General features: G+C 68.7%; 20 protein-coding genes. 7 read left to right on the forward strand and 13 right to left on the reverse strand.

Going from position 1 to position 15,872, the window contains the following annotated elements; genetic code table 11:
* A partial coding sequence (locus tag AC1D2E_RS30870) for a methyl-accepting chemotaxis protein (RefSeq protein WP_478200930.1) occupies nucleotides 1-774 on the forward strand: 774 nt, incomplete at its 5' end.
* A 13-nt stretch (nucleotides 775-787) separates the two neighbouring features.
* On the opposite strand, the gene AC1D2E_RS30875 is transcribed toward AC1D2E_RS30870, so the two are convergent.
* The gene (locus AC1D2E_RS30875) at nucleotides 788-1,720 is read right to left on the reverse strand and encodes a YihY/virulence factor BrkB family protein (protein ID WP_478200931.1); all 933 of its coding nucleotides are present in this window, start codon (nucleotides 1,718-1,720) and stop codon (nucleotides 788-790) included.
* 89 nt (nucleotides 1,721-1,809) lie between these two features.
* Between AC1D2E_RS30875 and AC1D2E_RS30880 the strand changes: the two genes are divergently transcribed.
* Genes AC1D2E_RS30880 through AC1D2E_RS30895 form a run of 4 tightly spaced genes read left to right on the forward strand, consistent with a single transcriptional unit; the run spans nucleotide 1,810 to nucleotide 4,457 of the window.
* Nucleotides 1,810-2,403, forward strand: coding sequence for a chromate transporter (locus AC1D2E_RS30880; RefSeq protein ID WP_478200932.1), 594 nt, complete (start codon nucleotides 1,810-1,812; stop codon nucleotides 2,401-2,403).
* Nucleotides 2,400-2,999, forward strand: coding sequence for a chromate transporter (locus AC1D2E_RS30885; RefSeq protein ID WP_478200933.1), 600 nt, complete (start codon nucleotides 2,400-2,402; stop codon nucleotides 2,997-2,999). Before AC1D2E_RS30880 ends, AC1D2E_RS30885 begins: the two co-directional genes overlap by 4 nt.
* A 22-nt stretch (nucleotides 3,000-3,021) precedes the next feature.
* A complete protein-coding gene (locus AC1D2E_RS30890; protein WP_478200934.1) occupies nucleotides 3,022-3,987 on the forward strand; it encodes an aldo/keto reductase in 966 nt (321 codons plus the stop codon).
* Entirely contained in the window at nucleotides 3,984-4,457 is a 474-nt protein-coding gene (locus tag AC1D2E_RS30895; protein ID WP_478200935.1) for a DUF3237 domain-containing protein, read from the forward strand. The genes AC1D2E_RS30890 and AC1D2E_RS30895 overlap by 4 nt, the downstream gene beginning before the upstream one ends.
* Nucleotides 4,458-4,461: 4 nt before the next feature.
* Here AC1D2E_RS30895 and rlmB read toward each other — a convergent pair whose 3' ends face one another.
* Genes rlmB through AC1D2E_RS30910 form a run of 3 tightly spaced genes read right to left on the reverse strand, consistent with a single transcriptional unit; the run spans nucleotide 4,462 to nucleotide 6,153 of the window.
* Nucleotides 4,462-5,208 carry a 23S rRNA (guanosine(2251)-2'-O)-methyltransferase RlmB gene (rlmB, locus tag AC1D2E_RS30900; RefSeq protein ID WP_478200936.1) on the reverse strand — a complete coding sequence of 249 codons (747 nt, stop codon included), beginning with the start codon at nucleotides 5,206-5,208 and terminating at the stop codon, nucleotides 4,462-4,464.
* 36 nt (nucleotides 5,209-5,244) lie between these two features.
* Nucleotides 5,245-5,424: a hypothetical protein gene (locus AC1D2E_RS30905; protein WP_478177916.1), complete on the reverse strand. Its 180-nt coding sequence runs from the start codon at nucleotides 5,422-5,424 to the stop codon at nucleotides 5,245-5,247.
* Between the two features lie 18 nt (nucleotides 5,425-5,442).
* Nucleotides 5,443-6,153: an ABC transporter ATP-binding protein gene (locus AC1D2E_RS30910; protein ID WP_478177915.1), complete on the reverse strand. Its 711-nt coding sequence runs from the start codon at nucleotides 6,151-6,153 to the stop codon at nucleotides 5,443-5,445.
* Here AC1D2E_RS30910 and AC1D2E_RS30915 point away from each other — a divergent pair.
* Entirely contained in the window at nucleotides 6,116-6,820 is a 705-nt protein-coding gene (locus AC1D2E_RS30915; protein ID WP_478200937.1) for an arylesterase, read from the forward strand. The two genes, AC1D2E_RS30910 and AC1D2E_RS30915, sit on opposite strands and share 38 nt — an antisense overlap.
* Nucleotides 6,821-6,918: 98 nt before the next feature.
* Here the strand turns inward: AC1D2E_RS30915 and AC1D2E_RS30920 are convergent, their stop codons facing one another.
* Nucleotides 6,919-7,122: a hypothetical protein gene (locus AC1D2E_RS30920; protein ID WP_056521727.1), complete on the reverse strand. Its 204-nt coding sequence runs from the start codon at nucleotides 7,120-7,122 to the stop codon at nucleotides 6,919-6,921.
* A 70-nt stretch (nucleotides 7,123-7,192) separates the two neighbouring features.
* Nucleotides 7,193-8,386, reverse strand: a complete 1,194-nt coding sequence (locus tag AC1D2E_RS30925) for a PLP-dependent transferase (RefSeq protein ID WP_478200938.1) — start codon at nucleotides 8,384-8,386, stop codon at nucleotides 7,193-7,195.
* Nucleotides 8,387-8,491: 105 nt separating this feature from the next.
* Between AC1D2E_RS30925 and AC1D2E_RS30930 the strand changes: the two genes are divergently transcribed.
* Entirely contained in the window at nucleotides 8,492-8,929 is a 438-nt protein-coding gene (locus AC1D2E_RS30930; RefSeq protein WP_478200939.1) for a VOC family protein, read from the forward strand.
* Between the two features lie 24 nt (nucleotides 8,930-8,953).
* On the opposite strand, the gene AC1D2E_RS30935 is transcribed toward AC1D2E_RS30930, so the two are convergent.
* From AC1D2E_RS30935 to hflX, 7 genes are all read right to left on the reverse strand, one after another.
* Nucleotides 8,954-9,478, reverse strand: coding sequence for a phosphoribosyltransferase (locus tag AC1D2E_RS30935; protein ID WP_478200944.1), 525 nt, complete (start codon nucleotides 9,476-9,478; stop codon nucleotides 8,954-8,956).
* 30 nt (nucleotides 9,479-9,508) lie between these two features.
* Nucleotides 9,509-10,840 carry an adenylosuccinate synthase gene (locus tag AC1D2E_RS30940; RefSeq protein ID WP_478200940.1) on the reverse strand — a complete coding sequence of 444 codons (1,332 nt, stop codon included), beginning with the start codon at nucleotides 10,838-10,840 and terminating at the stop codon, nucleotides 9,509-9,511.
* A 20-nt stretch (nucleotides 10,841-10,860) separates the two neighbouring features.
* The gene (locus AC1D2E_RS30945) at nucleotides 10,861-12,024 is read right to left on the reverse strand and encodes an ATP phosphoribosyltransferase regulatory subunit (RefSeq protein ID WP_478200941.1); all 1,164 of its coding nucleotides are present in this window, start codon (nucleotides 12,022-12,024) and stop codon (nucleotides 10,861-10,863) included.
* 92 nt (nucleotides 12,025-12,116) lie between these two features.
* On the reverse strand, nucleotides 12,117-12,305 hold the full coding sequence (locus AC1D2E_RS30950; protein ID WP_478200942.1) for a DUF2065 domain-containing protein: 189 nt from the start codon (nucleotides 12,303-12,305) through the stop codon (nucleotides 12,117-12,119).
* Between the two features lie 17 nt (nucleotides 12,306-12,322).
* Complete coding sequence (hflC, locus tag AC1D2E_RS30955; protein WP_478177908.1) at nucleotides 12,323-13,225, reverse strand: protease modulator HflC; 903 nt, start codon at nucleotides 13,223-13,225, stop codon at nucleotides 12,323-12,325.
* Nucleotides 13,226-13,239: 14 nt separating this feature from the next.
* Nucleotides 13,240-14,580, reverse strand: coding sequence for an FtsH protease activity modulator HflK (gene hflK / locus AC1D2E_RS30960; protein ID WP_478200943.1), 1,341 nt, complete (start codon nucleotides 14,578-14,580; stop codon nucleotides 13,240-13,242).
* 79 nt (nucleotides 14,581-14,659) lie between these two features.
* Nucleotides 14,660-15,829: a GTPase HflX gene (gene hflX, locus AC1D2E_RS30965; protein WP_478177906.1), complete on the reverse strand. Its 1,170-nt coding sequence runs from the start codon at nucleotides 15,827-15,829 to the stop codon at nucleotides 14,660-14,662.
* Nucleotides 15,830-15,872: the final 43 nt, after the last annotated feature.

Genomic DNA, 15,872 nt, shown 5'->3' on the forward strand with positions numbered 1-15,872 from the left:
TCGATGGAAGAGCTCACKTCGACGGTCAAGCAGAACGCCGACAACGCGCGCCAGGCCAACCAGCTGGCCGTCTCGGCCTCCGAGGTGGCGGTCAGGGGCGGCAGCGTGGTCAGCCAGGTGGTCGGCACCATGGGCTCGATCAAYGCCTCGTCGCGCAAGATCGTGGACATCATCGGCGTSATCGACGGCATCGCCTTCCAGACCAACATCCTGGCGCTGAACGCGGCGGTGGAAGCCGCGCGCGCSGGCGAGCAGGGCCGCGGCTTCGCGGTGGTGGCSKCGGAGGTGCGCAGCCTGGCGCAGCGCTCGGCGGCGGCGGCCAAGGAGATCAAGACGCTGATCGGCGACTCGGTGGAGAAGGTCGAGGAAGGCAGCAAGCAGGTGGCSGAGGCCGGCAAGACGATGGAAGAGATCGTCGACAGCGTGAAGCGGGTGACCGACATCATGGGCGAGATCACGGCGGCCAGCCAGGAGCAGACCTCGGGGATCGAGCAGATCAACCAGGCGATCACGCAGATGGACCAGGTGACGCAGCAGAACGCGGCGCTGGTGGAAGAAGCGTCTGCCGCGGCCGGCTCGCTTCAGGACCAGGCGAGCCAATTGTCGCGTGCCGTCAGCGTGTTCAAGCTGGAGCGTTCGCCGGTATCGCGCACGACCGCGGCGGCCCCGGTGGTGGTGCTGGCCAAGGCCAGGTCCGCAAAGGCGGCGGCGCCCGTGCGCAAGCCGGCAGCGGCCTCCACGGCGGTCGCGGCGGGCGACTGGGAGGAGTTCTAGCCTGGGAGGAGTTCTAGCCTTCGGCGGGCCCGCGCGCCGAAGGCCGTTCCGGCTCTTCGGCCCGCATCGGCGAACGCCCGGGCGCCGGCCGCGGAACGCCCTTGAGCGAGCCGTAGGTGTGGGCGTAGACCCAGGTGAACTCGACACCCAGCAGGAAGATCTGCGCCGAGTAGTAGACCCACACCAGCACCACCACCAGCGAGCCGGCCGCTCCATAGCCCGAGGCGACACCGGTGGTGCCGATGTACAGGCCGATCAGGTACTTGCCGACCGTGAACAGCACCGCGGTCACCACGGCCCCGACCCAGACGTCGCGCCACTGCACGCTGGCGCGCGGCATGACCTTGTAGATCATCGCGAAGCCGACGGTCACGATCCCGAAGCCGAAGACGGAGTTGACGTTCTGCGCCAGCCTGGCCCAGCCGCCGAACATCGGCGCCCACCACTCGCCCAGGGCCGCCAGCGCCGCGTTGACCACCAGCGACACGATCAGCAGAAAGCCGATGCCCATGATCATGCTGAACGACAGCAGCCGGGTGCGCAGCAGCGACAGCAAGCCGCCGCCTTCTTCGCGCGCCGGCGCCCGCCAGATGCGGTCGAGCGCGTCCTGCAGTTCGCCGAACACCGTGGTCGCACCGACCAGCAGCAGGCCGACGCCGACCACGGTGGCGACGACGCCCTGGGTCGGCTTGTTGAGGGCTTCCAGCATCGACTGCACCGTTCGTGCGCCGTCGGCGCCCATCAGCCCCGACAGCTGCTCGAGGATCTCGCCGCGGGCTGCTTCCTCGCCGAACACCAGGCCGACCACCGAGATCACGATCAGGATCAGCGGCGCCACCGAGAACACCGTGTAGTAGGCCAGCGCCGCGCCCATGCTGGGAGCGTAGTCGGCCCGCCACGAGGCCACGGAATCCTTGCAGAGCTGGAAGAGCGAGCGTGCATTCATGGCCGGAGTTTGGCAGCAAGCGCGGCAGTCCCGCGTCGGACGGCGCGCCAGCCGGCGCCCGCGCGGCCACCCAAGGATAATCGCCGCTCATGCAATCGGCATCTTCATCCGTCGTGGCGGCAGCGCCCGATCGCCCACGCCCCAAGTCCCCGCGCGACCTGTTCTTTTCCTGCACCTGGCTCGCCCTCCAGGGCTTCGGCGGCGTGCTCGCCATCGTCCAGCGCGAGATGGTCGAGAAGAAGCGCTGGCTCACCCCCGACGAATTCCTCGAGGACTGGGCCGTGGCCCAGGTGCTGCCGGGCCCGAACGTGATCAACCTGGCGCTGATGATCGGCGACCGCCACTTCGGGCTGCGTGGCGCGCTCGCGGCCGTGGCCGGCATGCTGACGGTGCCGCTCGGCGTGATCCTCGTGCTGGCGGTGCTCTATGCCCACTACGCCGGCAACCCGCAGGTCGCCGGCGCGCTGCGCGGCATGGGCGCGGTGGCCGGCGGGCTGATCGCCGCCACCGGCATCAAGCTGGTGCCCCAGCTGCGCACGCACCCGCTCGGCTTCGCCACCTGCCTGGGAGGGGTCGCGCTGGTGTTCGCCGCGATCGCCCTCTTCCACATCCCGCTCGGCTGGGTGCTGCTGGTGGTCGGCGGCGCGGCCTGCGCCTGGACCTGGCGGAAGATCCCGCGATGACCATCGTCATGCACTGGCAGGACTGGCTGTCGCTCTTCGCCCAGTACCTGATGCTCTCGCTGCTGTCGATCAGCGGCGCCATCACCACCGTGCCGGACATGCAGCGCTACCTGGTCAGCGACCATGGCTGGCTGACCGACGCGCAGTTCAGCTCCTCGGTGGCGATCGCCCAGGCGGCACCCGGGCCCAACGTGCTGTTCGTGGCGCTGATGGGCTGGAACGTCGGGCTCAACGCCGGCGGCGGCATCGTGGCCGGCCCGCAGGCCTGGCTGCTGGGGCTGCTGGGTCTCGCGATCACGATGATCGGCATCATGCTGCCCAGCACCACCCTGACCTACTTCGCGACCCGCTGGGGGCACCGCAACCGGAACCGGCGCGGGGTCCGCGCCTTCAAGCAGGGCATGGCGCCGATCGTGATCGGCCTGCTGGTCGCCACCGGATGGGTGCTGGCGGCGGGAAACCATGCCGGCAACGCGCCCGCCTGGCACCTGTGGCTGCTGACAGGCGCGGCCGCGCTTATCGTCTGGCGCACCCGCATCCACCTGCTGTGGCTGCTGGGCGCCGGGGCGTTGCTGGGCGCCCTGGGCTTCGTCTGAACTTCCCTTTCAAGGTTTCTTCATGCAACTTCGACCCCTCGGCCGTTCCGGGCTCCAGGTTTCGCCGCTGGCCTTCGGCGGCAACGTCTTCGGCTGGACGGTGGACGAGGCACTGTCCTTCCGCCTGCTCGATGCCTGGCTCGACGCCGGCTTCAACTTCGTCGATACCGCCGACGTCTACTCGCGCTGGGTGCCGGGCCACAGCGGCGGCGAATCCGAGACGATCATCGGCAAGTGGCTGCGCCAGACCCACAAGCGCAACCGCGTGCTGCTGGCGACCAAGCTCGGCAAGCCGATGGGCGAAGGCAAGACGGGATTGTCGCCGGCGTACATCCACGAGGCCGTGGACGCCTCGCTCCGGCGCCTCAAGACCGACCACATCGACCTCTACCAGTCGCATGACGACGACCCGGCGACGCCGCTGTCCGACACCGCCGAGGCCTTCGCGGCGCTGATCAAGGCCGGCAAGGTGCGAGCGATCGGGGCCTCGAACTTCAGCGCCCCGCGCCTGGCGGAGGCGCTGGACGTGGCCGAGAAGCAGGGCCTGCCGCGCTACGAGAGCCTGCAGCCGCTCTACAACCTCTGTGACCGCGCTGTCTTCGAGGAGGCGCTCGAGCCGCTGTGCCTGGCGCGCGGCGTCGGCGTGATCAATTTCTATGCGCTCGCGGCCGGCTTCCTGACCGGCAAGTACCGCAGCGAAGCCGATGCCGCGAAGAGCGCACGCGGCGCCAGCACGACGAAGAAGTACCTGAACCCGCGCGGGCTGCGCATCCTCGACGCGCTCGATGCCGCCGCCAGGGCGCACGACGCCACGCCGGGCCAGGTGGCGATCGCCTGGCAGATCGCACGGCCGGCGATCACGGCGCCGATCGCCAGCGCCACCTCCATGAAGCAGCTGGAGGAACTGGTCGCGGCGGCGGCGCTGCGGCTGGCCCCCGAGACGATCGCGGCACTGGACGCGGCGAGCGCCGAACAGGCGACGCAATGAACCTGACCGACCCGCTCGGCCCCCCCGCGCTCGACTACTTCGCCGACCTCCGGGTCGAGGTCGGCAAGCCGGAAGTGCTGAGCCGCGGCCCGCGCGGCATCCGCCGCCTGGTGCCGATCACCGGCGGCGACGCCCGCGGCGAGGGCTGGACCGCCCGCGTCCTGCCCGGCGGCACCGATTTCCAGCTGATCGTCAGCGACACCTTGTCCGAGCTCGATGCCCGCTATGGGCTGGAGACCGATGCCGGCGACCTGATCTACGTCCAGAACCACGCGGTGCGCGCGGCCCCGGCCGAGGTCATGGCCAAGCTGCTGCGCGGCGAGCCGGTCGACCCGGCACAGGTCTACTTCCGCTGCAATCCACGCTTCGAGACCGCTTCGAAGGCCCTGGGCTGGATCACCGACCGGATGTTCGTCGGCGTCGGCGTCCGGCACCCCGCCGAGGTCGTCATGCGCTTCTTCAGCCTCTAGGCCGTCAGCCGAGCCTTTGGCGCATCGCCTCGTAGAGGCAGACGCCGCTGGCCACCGAGACGTTGAGGCTCTCGACCGCGCCCGCCATCGGGATGCCGATCAACTCGTCGCAGGTCTTGCGCGTCAGCTGCCGCATGCCCTCGCCCTCGGCGCCGAGCACCAGTGCCAATGGCCGCTTGAGGTCGCACTGGTAGAGCGTGCGGGGCGCATCGTCGCTGGTGCCGACGCACCAGATGTTGCGCTCCTTGAGCTCGCCCAGCGTGCGCGCCAGGTTGGTCACCATGAAGTACGGCACGGTCTCGGCGGCACCGCTCGCCACCTTCGCCACCGTGGCGTTGATGCCGGCCGCGTGGTCCTTCGGCGCGATCACCGCGTGCGCGCCGGCGCCATCGGCCACGCGCAGGCAGGCGCCCAGGTTGTGCGGATCGGTCACGCCGTCGAGCACCAGCAGCAGCGGCACCGTGCCCGCAGCCTCCAGGCCCTCCAGCAGTTCGTCGAGCGAATGGGTCTGGGGGATGGGCTCGACCCGCGCCGCCACGCCCTGATGGCCATGGCTGCCGCTCAGCTTGGACAGGCGCAGGCCGTCGGCCTCGACCAGCCGCACACCGGCCTCCTGGGCACGGGCCACGAACTGCCGCATGCGCGCATCGCGCCGGCTGGCATCGAACAGCACCTCGATCACCGATTTCGGCGCGGTCTTGATGCGCACGCCGACGGCATGGAAGCCGAAGATCACTTTGGGGGAAGACATGCGGGCATTATCGAGCCCCCGGAAGGCCAGGCCGTCTCAGGACCGGGCAAGCCACTGGAACAACGCAACGACGACCAGGCCCAGCAGCACGCCGACCAGCAAGCCCCATCGGCGCGGCTTGCGGGCCACGGGCTCGGCCTGCGGCCCGCTGCGAGGCGCCAGCCCGCCGAAGGCGGTGTCGTCTTCCTCGTCGCTGTCGGATGAAGGTTTCGGCATGGGGTCCCCCGCTGCAGTTCAGGTCCCTCCCTCGTCGAGCGCCACGCGCCCCGCCTCGATCGTGATTTTGCGCTCGCACTGCGCCGCGATGCCACGGTCGTGCGTCACCAGCACGAGGGTGGTGCCCAGTTCGCGGTTGAGGTCGAACATCAGCCGCATGACCTGCTCGCCGGTGGCGAAATCGAGGCTGCCGGTGGGTTCGTCGGCCAGCAGCAGGGCCGGCTGGACCACGAAGGCCCGGGCCAGCGCCACCCGCTGCTGCTCGCCACCCGACAGCACCTTCGGATAGTGGCCCAGCCGCTGGCCGAGGCCGACCCGGCCGAGCATCTCGGTGGCCGCCTTGCGGGCATCCTTGCGATCGGCGAGTTCGAGCGGCAGCATCACGTTCTCGAGCGCGCTCAGGTTGCCGAGCAGCTGGAAACTCTGGAACACGAAGCCGACTTTCTGGGCCCGCAGGGCGGCACGCTCGTCCTCGTCGATCGCGAACAGGTCCTCGCCGCCCAGCTTCACCGTGCCGCGGGTCGGCGTGTCGAGGCCGGCGACGATCGACAGCAGCGTGCTCTTGCCCGAGCCCGAGGCGCCGACGATCGCCGCCGTCTCCTTCGCGCCCAGGGTGAAATCGATGTCCTGCAGAATGTCCAGCGTTCCGGTGGAATCGGTGACGGACTTGAAGACATGCTGGACGGCGACGATGGCGTCGGCTCGGCCATCGGATCGGAGTGAGGACATTGAAAGGTTTCGCTTGGTGAATCGACGTCACTTTATCTTGTGCGGCGCCCTGGCCGCGAATGCAGGGTCATGGCTGGCCGCCGACGCCCGGGCCGCGCCCGGCAAGCCGCCGGTGATCCTGGTGCTCGGCGACTCGCTGTCGGCCGAGTACGGCCTCAAGCGCGGCGAAGGCTGGGTGCCCCTGCTCGACAAGCGGCTGACCGAACAGAAGGTCGCGGCCACGGTGGTCAACGCCAGCATCAGCGGCGACACCACCTCGGGCGGCCGGGCCCGCCTGCCCAACCTGCTGACGCAGCACCAGCCGACGCACGTGGTGCTCGAGCTGGGCGGCAACGACGCGCTGCGCGGCCTGCCGCTGGCCAGCACCGAGGACAACCTGCTGCAGATGACCAAGGCGGCCCAGGCGGCTGGCGCCCAGGTGCTGCTGGTCGGGATCCAGGTGCCGCCGAACTACGGCAGCGACTACACGCGGCGCTTCGAGGCCATCTTCGACAAGGTGGCGGCGGCGACCAGGACGCCCGTGGTGCCCTTCCTGCTGAAGGGCATCGCCGACGGGCCCGATGCCGCGGTGCTGTTCCAGGCCGACCGCATCCACCCGACCGCGGCCGCGCAGCCACGCATGCTCGACAACGTCTGGCCGACACTGCGAAAGATGCTTCCGAAGTGAAGCCCGCGTCGGCCGGCGGCCGACCGGGATCACGCAAGCAAAAAGCCGCCGCGGCGCTGGGCCGCGGCGGCTTCCGTGGTTTCGGTCTCCGGAACGGCTCAGCCGTTCTTGGTCGGCAGTTCGGGCACCGTCGGCGGATCGCGTTCCAGCGATGCGACGTCGGTTTCCGGATCGCCCGGCGCCAGGCCGTCGCTGCTGGGGCTGAGCTTGCGGTTGGCCTTTTCCCTCAGCTTGTCTTCCTTCTTCTTCTTCTTCGCCAGTTCCTTCTGGCGCTTCTCGTAGCCGTAATTTGGTGTTGCCACTGCTTCTCCTTCGGGCGAGACAGTCACGGTGACTGCACATGGGCAGACTGTACGCGATAACGGAGCGCGTTCAGAGCGTCGCGAGGGCCTGTTCGAGGTCGGCACGCAAGTCGTCCACGTCCTCCAGGCCGATCGAGAAGCGCACCAGCGTGCCCTTGTGCGGCCATCGGGCGACGGTGGCATCGCGCATCAGGCCGATGTCGTAGGGCACCACCAGGCTGATCGGCCCGCCCCACGAATAGCCGAGCCGGAACAGCGCCAGGCTGTCGCAGAAGCGATCGATCTGCTCGGTGCCATAGCGAGCGTCGAAGACCACCGAAAACAGGCCTGCCGCGAGGTCGCTGGTCCCGCAAAGCCGCAGCCAGTGCGCATGACCGGGCGAGCCCTCGAGCGCCGGATGCAGCACCTGCGCGATCTCGCTGCGGCCTTCGAACCAGCGCGCCAGCTCGCGTGCGCTCCGGTCGTGGGCCCGGTAGCGCAGCGCCATGTTCGGCAGCGAGCGCAGCAGGATCTCGACGTCGCCGACGCCGATGCCGATGCCCATGCGCATGTGCGTCAGTTTGAGCGCGCGGTGCAGGCGCTCGTCGCGCGTGACCACGCTGCCCATCAACACGTCGCCGCCGCCGCTGGGGTACTTGGTGAGGGCATGGACCGACACATCGACGCCCTGCCCCGTGCCGTTGAAATCGAAGGGGGCGAAGGCCAGGCCGGCGCCCCAGGTGTTGTCGAGCGCGACCAGCACGCCACGGTTGCGGCAGGCGCCGACCAGCGCCGGCAGGTCGGGGAACTCCATCGTGACCGACCCGGCGGCCTCGACCCACACCAGCTTGGTGCGATCCGACAGCTTGGCCGCGAGATCGGCCGGATTCATGGCGTCGTAGAGCCGGTGGCTGATGCCGAAGTTGGCCAGCTCGCCGGAGGCCAGGGCCTTGTTCGGGCCGTAGGCGTTGTCCGGGAGCAGCACCTCGTCGCCGGTCTTCAGCAGCGCGAACGACACCAGCGAGATCGCCGCCAGTCCGCTCGGGACCAGCAGGCATTCGGTGCCGCCTTCCAGCGTCGCGAGCCGCTCCTCGAGCGTGAAGGTGGTCGGCGTGCCGTGCAGCCCGTAGGTGTAGCCGGCCTTGGTCTTCCAGTCGCGCGCGCGCATCGCGGCGACGTCGGCGAAAAATACGGTCGAGGCCTTGAAGACGCCGGGCTGGGGCGCCGCGAAATGGGCCGGCGGGGTGTAGGGATGGTGGATCAGTTCGGTGATGGGCTTGCGCATCCCTCCAATGCTAGTCGACCGCGCACACGGGCGCCGGAGGGCGCTGGCGCCCCGGCGGCGACCGGATCAGAATCAGGCGCCCCCCGCCCCCAGGAGCACGCCACGATGACTGTCCATGAACTGTTCCCCTATCTCTGCGTGAAGGACACGGCCGCCGCCATCGCCTTCTACAGCGAGGTCTTCGGCGCCACCGAGAAGTTCCGGCTGACCGAGCCCAGCGGCCGTATCGGCCATGCCGAACTCGACTTCGGCGGCACCACGGTGATGCTGTGCGACGAGTTCCCGGAGTACAACATCCGCAGCGCCACGACGCTCGGCGCGACGCCGGTCACGCTGCACCTCCACGTCGACAACGCGGACGCGCTGGTCGAGCGCGCACTGAAGGCCGGCGCGACGCTCGAGATGCCGCTCGAGGACCACTTCTACGGCGAGCGCTCGGGCACCTTCCGCTGCCCCTTCGGGCACCGCTGGAACGTCGGCCACAGCATCGAGAACGTGTCGACCGACGACATGCAGAAACGCTATACCGACGAGTTCAAGTAAGAACCCGAGAGGCTCCGCCTGGGGTCAGACAGACCACTTCTGTATGAGCTTCTCGATGCCGAGCGAGTCGTAGCCCTCGAAGGGCTGATGAATCCACGGGTTGGTCGGCAGGAACTCGACCGAGTAGTCGGGCGTGAAGGTCGACAGCGCCTTGGTCCAGAGCACCGCGCTGCGCAGCTCGGTGATCGGCTTGTAGTTGCTCTTGAGCTGCTCCACCACGGCATGCAGCGTGTGGCCCGAATCCGCGAGGTCGTCGACCAGCAGCACCCTCCCCGCGATCTCGCCCTTGGGCGTGGTGATGAAACGCGCGATGTCCAGGTGGCCCTGCACCGTGCCGGCGTCGGCGCGGTACGAACTGGTCGACATGATCGCCAGCGGCTTGTCGAAGATCCGCGACAGGACGTCGCCGGGCCGCAGGCCGCCGCGCGCCAGGCACAGGATGGTGTCGAACGGCCAGCCCGACTGGTGCACCTTGATCGCGAGCTTCTCGATCAGGTTGTGGTACTCGTCGTAGCTCACATAGAGGTGCTTGCCGTCTTCGGTCAACATGGTCATGGTTTTCCTGCAGGGAGGTTGCGTTCAGTCAGCCAGGTAGGGATGCCGCATCATGATCGTGTGATCGCGATCGGGGCTGGTCGACACCATGTGGATCGGCACGCCCGTGACCTGCTCGATGCGCTGCAGGTACAGCCGCGCATTGATCGGCAGCTTGTCGTACTGCGTGACGCCCACCGTGCTGTCGCTCCAGCCCTCCAGCGTCTCGTAGACCGGCGTGCAGCGCTCGATCTCGTCGGCGCCCATCGGCAGGATGTCGGTGTATTCGCCGTCGAGCTGGTAGCCGGTGCAGAGCTTCAGCTCCTCGAGGCCGTCGAGCACGTCCAGCTTGGTGATGCACAGGCCGCTCAGGCCGTTGACCTGGGCCGAGCGCTTCAGCAGCGCAGCGTCGAACCAGCCACAGCGGCGGCTGCGGCCGGTGGTCACGCCCTTCTCGGCGCCCACGTTGYTCAGGTGCCAGCCGACGGTGCCGGGCTTCTCCCAGTCGAGCTCGGTCGGGAACGGACCGCCGCCGACGCGCGTGCAGTAGGCCTTCGTGATGCCCAGCACGTAGTGCAGCATGCCGGGGCCGACACCCGACCCGGCCGCCGCATTGCCGGCCACGCAGTTGCTCGAAGTCACGTAGGGATAGGTGCCGTGGTCGACGTCGAGCAGGGTGCCTTGCGCGCCTTCGAACAGCAGGTTGGCGCCGGCGCGATGCGCGTCGTTGAGCTCCCGCGAAACGTCGGCCATCATCGGCTTGAGCAGCTCGGCGTGGCGCATGGCCTCGTCGTAGACCGTGTCGAAATCGATCGCCGGCGCGCTCAGCACCTGCGTCAGCACATGGTTGTGCAGGTCGAGCAGCACGCGCAGCTTGGTGGCGAAGCGATCGGGGTGCTTGAGGTCCTGCACGCGCAGCGCGCGGCGCGCGATCTTGTCCTCGTAGGCCGGGCCGATGCCGCGGCCGGTGGTGCCGATCTTCTCGATGCCGCCCTTCTCGCGGTAGGCCTCGCGGGCAATGTCGAGCGCCGCATGGAAAGGCAGGATCAACGGGCAGGCCTCGCTGATGCGCAGCCGCGAACGCACTTCGACGCCGGCCTTCTCGAGGCCTTCGATTTCCTCGAACAGCTTGGCCGCCGACAGCACCACGCCGTTGCCGATGTAGCACTTGACGCCGGGCCGCATGATGCCGCTCGGGATCAGGTGCAGCGCGGTCTTGACGCCGTTGATGACCAAGGTGTGGCCGGCATTGTGGCCGCCCTGGAATCGCACCACGCCCTGCGCGCTTTCGGTCAGCCAGTCGACCAGTTTGCCCTTGCCCTCGTCGCCCCACTGGGTGCCGACGACGACCACGTTTCTTCCGGTGGTAACGCTCATGATGTCTCGCTTCTCAAGATTCAGATGGCTTGCACGCGCCATTGGCCGTCCTGCTGGACAAGCTCGCGGTCGCAATGGAATTCGTCGATTTCGCTGTCGTGGCCCGGCAGCACGCAAACCACGGTCTCGCCCTCGCTGCGCAGCGCGGCGATGGCCTTGTTGAGTGCCTCGGTGTCGCTCCAGGGCGCGCGGATCGCCGCCCGCAGCGGCCGTGCCGGCAGCACCGACACCAGTTCGCGAAGGTCGAGGCTGAAGCCGACGGCCGGGCGGTTGCGGCCGAACACCGCCCCCACCTCGTCGTAGCGGCCGCCGCGCACCAGCGCATCGCTGGCGCCGTCGGTGTAGATGCCGAAGCGCATCCCGCTGTAGTAGGCATAGCCGCGCAGGTCGGCCAGGTCGAAGCTGACGCGCGCGCCCTCCAGCCGGGCTGCGAGCTGCTTGAGGTCGGAGAGTGCGGCCCGCACGCCGGGGCTGTCGGGCAGCACGCGGGCGGCTTCGTCGAGCACGGCGACATCGCCGTAGAGCTGCAGCAGCGCCAGCAGGCCGTCGCGCGACGGTGCCGGAAAGCCGGCCGTGAGATCGCGCAGCGTGCTGGCGTCCTTGGCCACCAGCGCCGCGTGGACCCGCGCGATGCCGGCGGCGTCGACCGGCACGCCGGCGAACAGCGCACGCACGATGCGGGCGTCGGCCAGGTCGACGATCACCGGCGACTGCTTGCGCCCGGTCACGCCCGCTGCCCGCAGGCAGTCGAGCGCCAGGCGCAGGATCTCGGTGTCGGCCTCGAGCCCGGCATGGCCGTAGATCTCGGCGCCGAATTGCAGCGGCTCGCGGGTGGCATGGGGACGGTCGGGCCGGGTATGGACCACCGGGCCGCAGTAGCACAGGCGCGCCACACCGGCTCGATTGAGCAGGTGGGCATCGATCCGCGCGACCTGGGGCGTGGTGTCGGCGCGCAAGCCCATGCTGCGCCCCGACAGCTGGTCGACCAGCTTGAAGGTCTGCAGGTCGAGCGCCTCGCCGGTACCGGACAGGAGGGATTCGAGATGCTCCAGCAGCGGCGGCATCACCAGCTCGTAGCCATAGCCACGGGCGGTGTCGAGCAGCTGGCGTCGAAGTTCTTCGATGTGGCGCGCCTCGGAAGGCAGCACATCGGCAATGTGATCCGGGAGGACCCAGGCGGACATGGAGATCGGGGGCGTGGTTAAACCGGGATTCTACCGGGACCGCGTCAGGCCGGCGCCGGGACCCCACGCAGCGAGGAGGCGTGGGGGCGCGCTCACGCCAGGAGCCAGAGCAGGATCAGGCCGAGAAGAATGCTGCACAGGCCGAAGAAGCGCAGCTGGCCGTCGCGCAGCTGCATCAGCTGTCCGAAGCCGCGGCGCCAGCCGCCCGGGGACAGGAAAGGCAGCAGGCCCTCGATCACGAGGACCAGGGCCAGCGCGTTCCAGAAGGTGTCGACGTCCACGTGGCAGCCGACCCTGCTCAGCGACGCGGTGCGTTGCTGGTCGAACCGGAACCCTGCATCGCCCGGAAGAATTCCGACGACGGATCCAGCACCAGGACGTCGCTCTTCTTGTTGAAGCTCTGCTTGTAGGCGTCCAGGCTGCGGTAGAACAGGGCGAACTGCGGGTCGCGGCCGAAGGCCTCGGCGTAGATGCCGGCGGCACGACCGTCGCCCTCGCCCTTGATCTTCTGCGCGTCGCGGTAGGCGTTGGCGACGATCACCTCGCGCTGCCGGTCGGCGTCGGCGCGGATCTTCTCGCCTTCGGCGAAACCGGTCGAGCGCAGTTCGTTGGCCACCCGCTTGCGCTCGGCCTCCATGCGGCGGTAGACCGATTCGGTGATCGCCTCGACATAGTCCACGCGCGTGATGCGCACGTCGACGATATCCACGCCCCAGGGCTTGTTGGCCCCCTTCACCACCGCCAGCACCTCGCGCTGCACGTCGGCCATCACGGCATCGCGGCGCACCGAGATCAGGTCGCGCACGGTGCGCTTGTTGATGTTTTCCTGGAAGGCGTTGCGCACCACGCGGTTCAGCTGCACCGCGCCGGCGTTCTCGTCGAGGCCGACGTTGCGGATGTACTCCGACGGATTGGTGATGCGCCAGCGCACGTACCAGTCGATCACGACGCGCTGCTTCTCGGCCGTCAGCATGGGTTCGGGATCGAGGCTGGACAGCGTCAGCAGGCGCTTGTCGATGTACGACACGTTCTGGAACGGTGGCGGCAATTTGAAGTTCAGGCCCGGCTCGGTGATCACTTCCTTGATCTGGCCGAGGGCGTAGACGACGCCGAACTGGCGCTGGTCGACCACGAAGAGCGTGGAGCTCAGCAGCGCGAGCGCCACCAGGACCGACGAGACGATGAATCCGATTCTGTTCATAGGGGTTCTGGTCCTCAGCGCACGTCGCGGTCACGTGAACGGCCGTCGCGGGCCCGGGCATCGCCGGCGGAAGGCGCGACCGGAATGCCCGACGATTGCGGTGCCGCGGTGCCGGCGACGCCGGAGCTGGCGGCATCGGCCGGCGTGCCGGCATTGGAGCCCGCCTGCTGCATCAGCTTGTCGAGCGGCAGGTACAGCAGGTTCGAGTTCTGCTTGGAGTCGACCAGGATCTTGCTGGTGTTGCTGTAGATCTGCTGCATGGTGTCCGTGTACATGCGGTCGCGGGTCACCTGCGGCGCCTTCTGGTATTCGCTCAGCACCGAACTGAAGCGCTGCGCATCGCCCTGTGCCTGGGCCACGATCCGGGCCTTGTAGGCCTCCGACTCTTCCTTCAGGCGCGAGCCGGTACCCGTGGCGCGCGGCACCACGTCGTTGGCGTAGGCCTGCGCCTCGTTCTTGGCGCGTTCGCGCTCCTGGCCGGCCTTCAGCACGTCGTCGAAGGCCGCCTGCACCTGCTCGGGCGGGCGCACCCCGCCCTGCTGCAGGTTGATCGCGACGATCTCGACGCCGAGGTTGTAGCGGTCGAGGATGGTCTGCATCAGGTTGCGCACGCGCGGCGCGATCTGGTCGCGCTCATCGGCCAGCGCCGCGTCCATGCGCATCTTGCCGACCACTTCGCGCACCGCCGTCTCGGCCACCTGCACCACGGTCTCGGAGGGTGCCTTGCTCTCGAACAGGAAGGCGCGGGCGTCGTTGAGGCGGTATTGCACCGCGAACTTGATTTCGACGATGTTCTCGTCTTCGGTCAGCATCGCCGATTCGCGCAGGCCGGTGGAACGCACGATGGTGTCGCGGCCGACGTCGACCGAACGGATCTGCGAAGTCACCACGATCTCGTGGCGCTGGATCGGATACGGCAGCCGCCAGTTGAAGCCGGCACCCACGGTGGCCTTGTAGCGGCCGAACTGCGTGATCACGGCCTGCTGGCCTTCGTTGACGATGAAGAAGCCGGTGCCGAGCCAGATCAGGACCGCGACCACGGCAATCAGCCCAAGGCCGAAGCCGGCGTTCTTCATGTCCGGCCGCATGCCGCCGCCGTTGCCGTTGCCGCCCGGCGGACGGTTGTCGCCACCGCGCCCGCCGCCGAACAGGCCGCCGAGCTTGCGATTGAAGTCGCGCCAGAGTTCGTCGAGGTCGGGCGGTCCCTGGTTCGGGCCCTGGCCCCGCGGCCGGTTGTTGTTGCCCGAAGGCGGCGGCGCCGGAGGCTCGCCATCCGGACGGTTTGCGGCAGGCCGGTCGCCATTGGACGAGCCATCATCGCCCCGGCCCCAGCGACCGTCGTTCAGGTTGAACATGGCCGGGAACCGTCTCCACACTGGCTTTGAATTCATTCGAGTCTGTTCTTTGGTCAGTGAAGTGGGATTGTGCACAATCTCAATCGGTCGCCTCATGCAATTCGGCCCCGCCCTCCAAGGGCATGTCTTCGGCCACCGACTGCGATCGCTGCGCCAGTTCGGCCCGCAATGCAGGGAGCCCCTCTGCGGTATGGGCGCTCAGGAAGACGCGGGACACCTGCACACCGTCGATATCGATTTCGTCCTGGAGATGGAGGGGCCGTTGCGTGCTTTCAAGGGCGTCCAGCTTGTTGAACACCAGCAGCTGCGGCACCTCGCCGGCATCGATGTCGCGCAGCACCGCCTGGACCTCGGCCATCTGCTCGGGGTGGTGCGGGTTCGAGGCGTCCACCACGTGCAGCAGCAAGTCGGCGTCGACCGCCTCCTGCAGGGTCGCCTTGAAGGCATCGATCAGCCCGTGCGGCAGGTCGCGGATGAAGCCCACCGTGTCGGAGATCGACACCCTGCGGCGGGCGTCGCCGAGGTAGAGCTGCCGCGTGGTGGTGTCCAGCGTCGCGAACAACTGGTCGGCCGTATAGGCGCGCGCCTTCACCAGGGCGTTGAAAAGCGAGGACTTGCCGGCGTTGGTATAGCCGACCAGCGAGATGTTGAAGGTGTCGCGCCGCTCGCGCTGCCGACGCTGGGTGCCGCGCTGGCGCTGCACTTTGGCGAGCCGCTCGCGGGTGCGCTTGATGGCTTCGCCGATCATCCGGCGGTCGAGCTCGATCTGGGTCTCGCCCGGGCCGCCGCGGGTACCGATGCCGCCGCGCTGGCGCTCCAGGTGGGACCAGCGCCGCACCAGCCGGGTGCTCAGGTACTGCAGGCGCGCGAGCTCGACCTGCAGCTTGCCCTCGTGCGACCGGGCGCGCTGGGCGAAGATCTCGAGGATCAGGAAGGTGCGGTCGTACACCGCCACACCGAGTTGGCGCTCGAGGTTGCGCTGCTGGGCCGGGCTCAGCGACTGGTCGAAGACGACCTCGCTGGCGCGATGCAGCTCAGCCAGTTCGCGGATCTCGTCGGCCTTGCCGCTGCCGACGAACAGGGCGGCGTCCGGGGCCTTGCGCTTGCAGATCAGGCGCGCGACGGGCTGCAGCCCGGCGGTCTGCGCGAGCAGGCCGAGTTCCTCGAGTTCGCCGTCGAAATGGGGCAGTCCGAAATCCACGCCGACGAGAACGACGGCGCCATCAATCCGGGGGATCAGTTCAGACAAGCGGAATCACATATGAAAGAGCGCGGCGGGTGAACCGCCGCGC

The organism is Variovorax sp. P1_H2 (assembly GCF_056405295.1).

Bases quoted from the DNA above. Each gene is read 5' to 3' on its own strand.
- AC1D2E_RS30875 (WP_478200931.1), bottom strand. From the start codon at position 1,720: ATGAATGCACGCTCGCTCTTCCAGCTCTGCAAGGATTCCGTGGCCTCG.
- AC1D2E_RS30880 (WP_478200932.1), top strand. From the start codon at position 1,810: ATGCAATCGGCATCTTCATCCGTCGTGGCGGCAGCGCCCGATCGCCCA.
- AC1D2E_RS30885 (WP_478200933.1), top strand. From the start codon at position 2,400: ATGACCATCGTCATGCACTGGCAGGACTGGCTGTCGCTCTTCGCCCAG.
- AC1D2E_RS30890 (WP_478200934.1), top strand. From the start codon at position 3,022: ATGCAACTTCGACCCCTCGGCCGTTCCGGGCTCCAGGTTTCGCCGCTG.
- AC1D2E_RS30895 (WP_478200935.1), top strand. From the start codon at position 3,984: ATGAACCTGACCGACCCGCTCGGCCCCCCCGCGCTCGACTACTTCGCC.
- rlmB (WP_478200936.1), bottom strand. From the start codon at position 5,208: ATGTCTTCCCCCAAAGTGATCTTCGGCTTCCATGCCGTCGGCGTGCGC.
- AC1D2E_RS30905 (WP_478177916.1), bottom strand. From the start codon at position 5,424: ATGCCGAAACCTTCATCCGACAGCGACGAGGAAGACGACACCGCCTTC.
- AC1D2E_RS30915 (WP_478200937.1), top strand. From the start codon at position 6,116: ATGGCGTCGGCTCGGCCATCGGATCGGAGTGAGGACATTGAAAGGTTT.
- AC1D2E_RS30910 (WP_478177915.1), bottom strand. From the start codon at position 6,153: ATGTCCTCACTCCGATCCGATGGCCGAGCCGACGCCATCGTCGCCGTC.
- AC1D2E_RS30925 (WP_478200938.1), bottom strand. From the start codon at position 8,386: ATGCGCAAGCCCATCACCGAACTGATCCACCATCCCTACACCCCGCCG.
- AC1D2E_RS30930 (WP_478200939.1), top strand. From the start codon at position 8,492: ATGACTGTCCATGAACTGTTCCCCTATCTCTGCGTGAAGGACACGGCC.
- AC1D2E_RS30935 (WP_478200944.1), bottom strand. From the start codon at position 9,478: ATGTTGACCGAAGACGGCAAGCACCTCTATGTGAGCTACGACGAGTAC.
- AC1D2E_RS30945 (WP_478200941.1), bottom strand. From the start codon at position 12,024: ATGTCCGCCTGGGTCCTCCCGGATCACATTGCCGATGTGCTGCCTTCC.
- hflC (WP_478177908.1), bottom strand. From the start codon at position 13,225: ATGAACAGAATCGGATTCATCGTCTCGTCGGTCCTGGTGGCGCTCGCG.
- hflK (WP_478200943.1), bottom strand. From the start codon at position 14,580: ATGTTCAACCTGAACGACGGTCGCTGGGGCCGGGGCGATGATGGCTCG.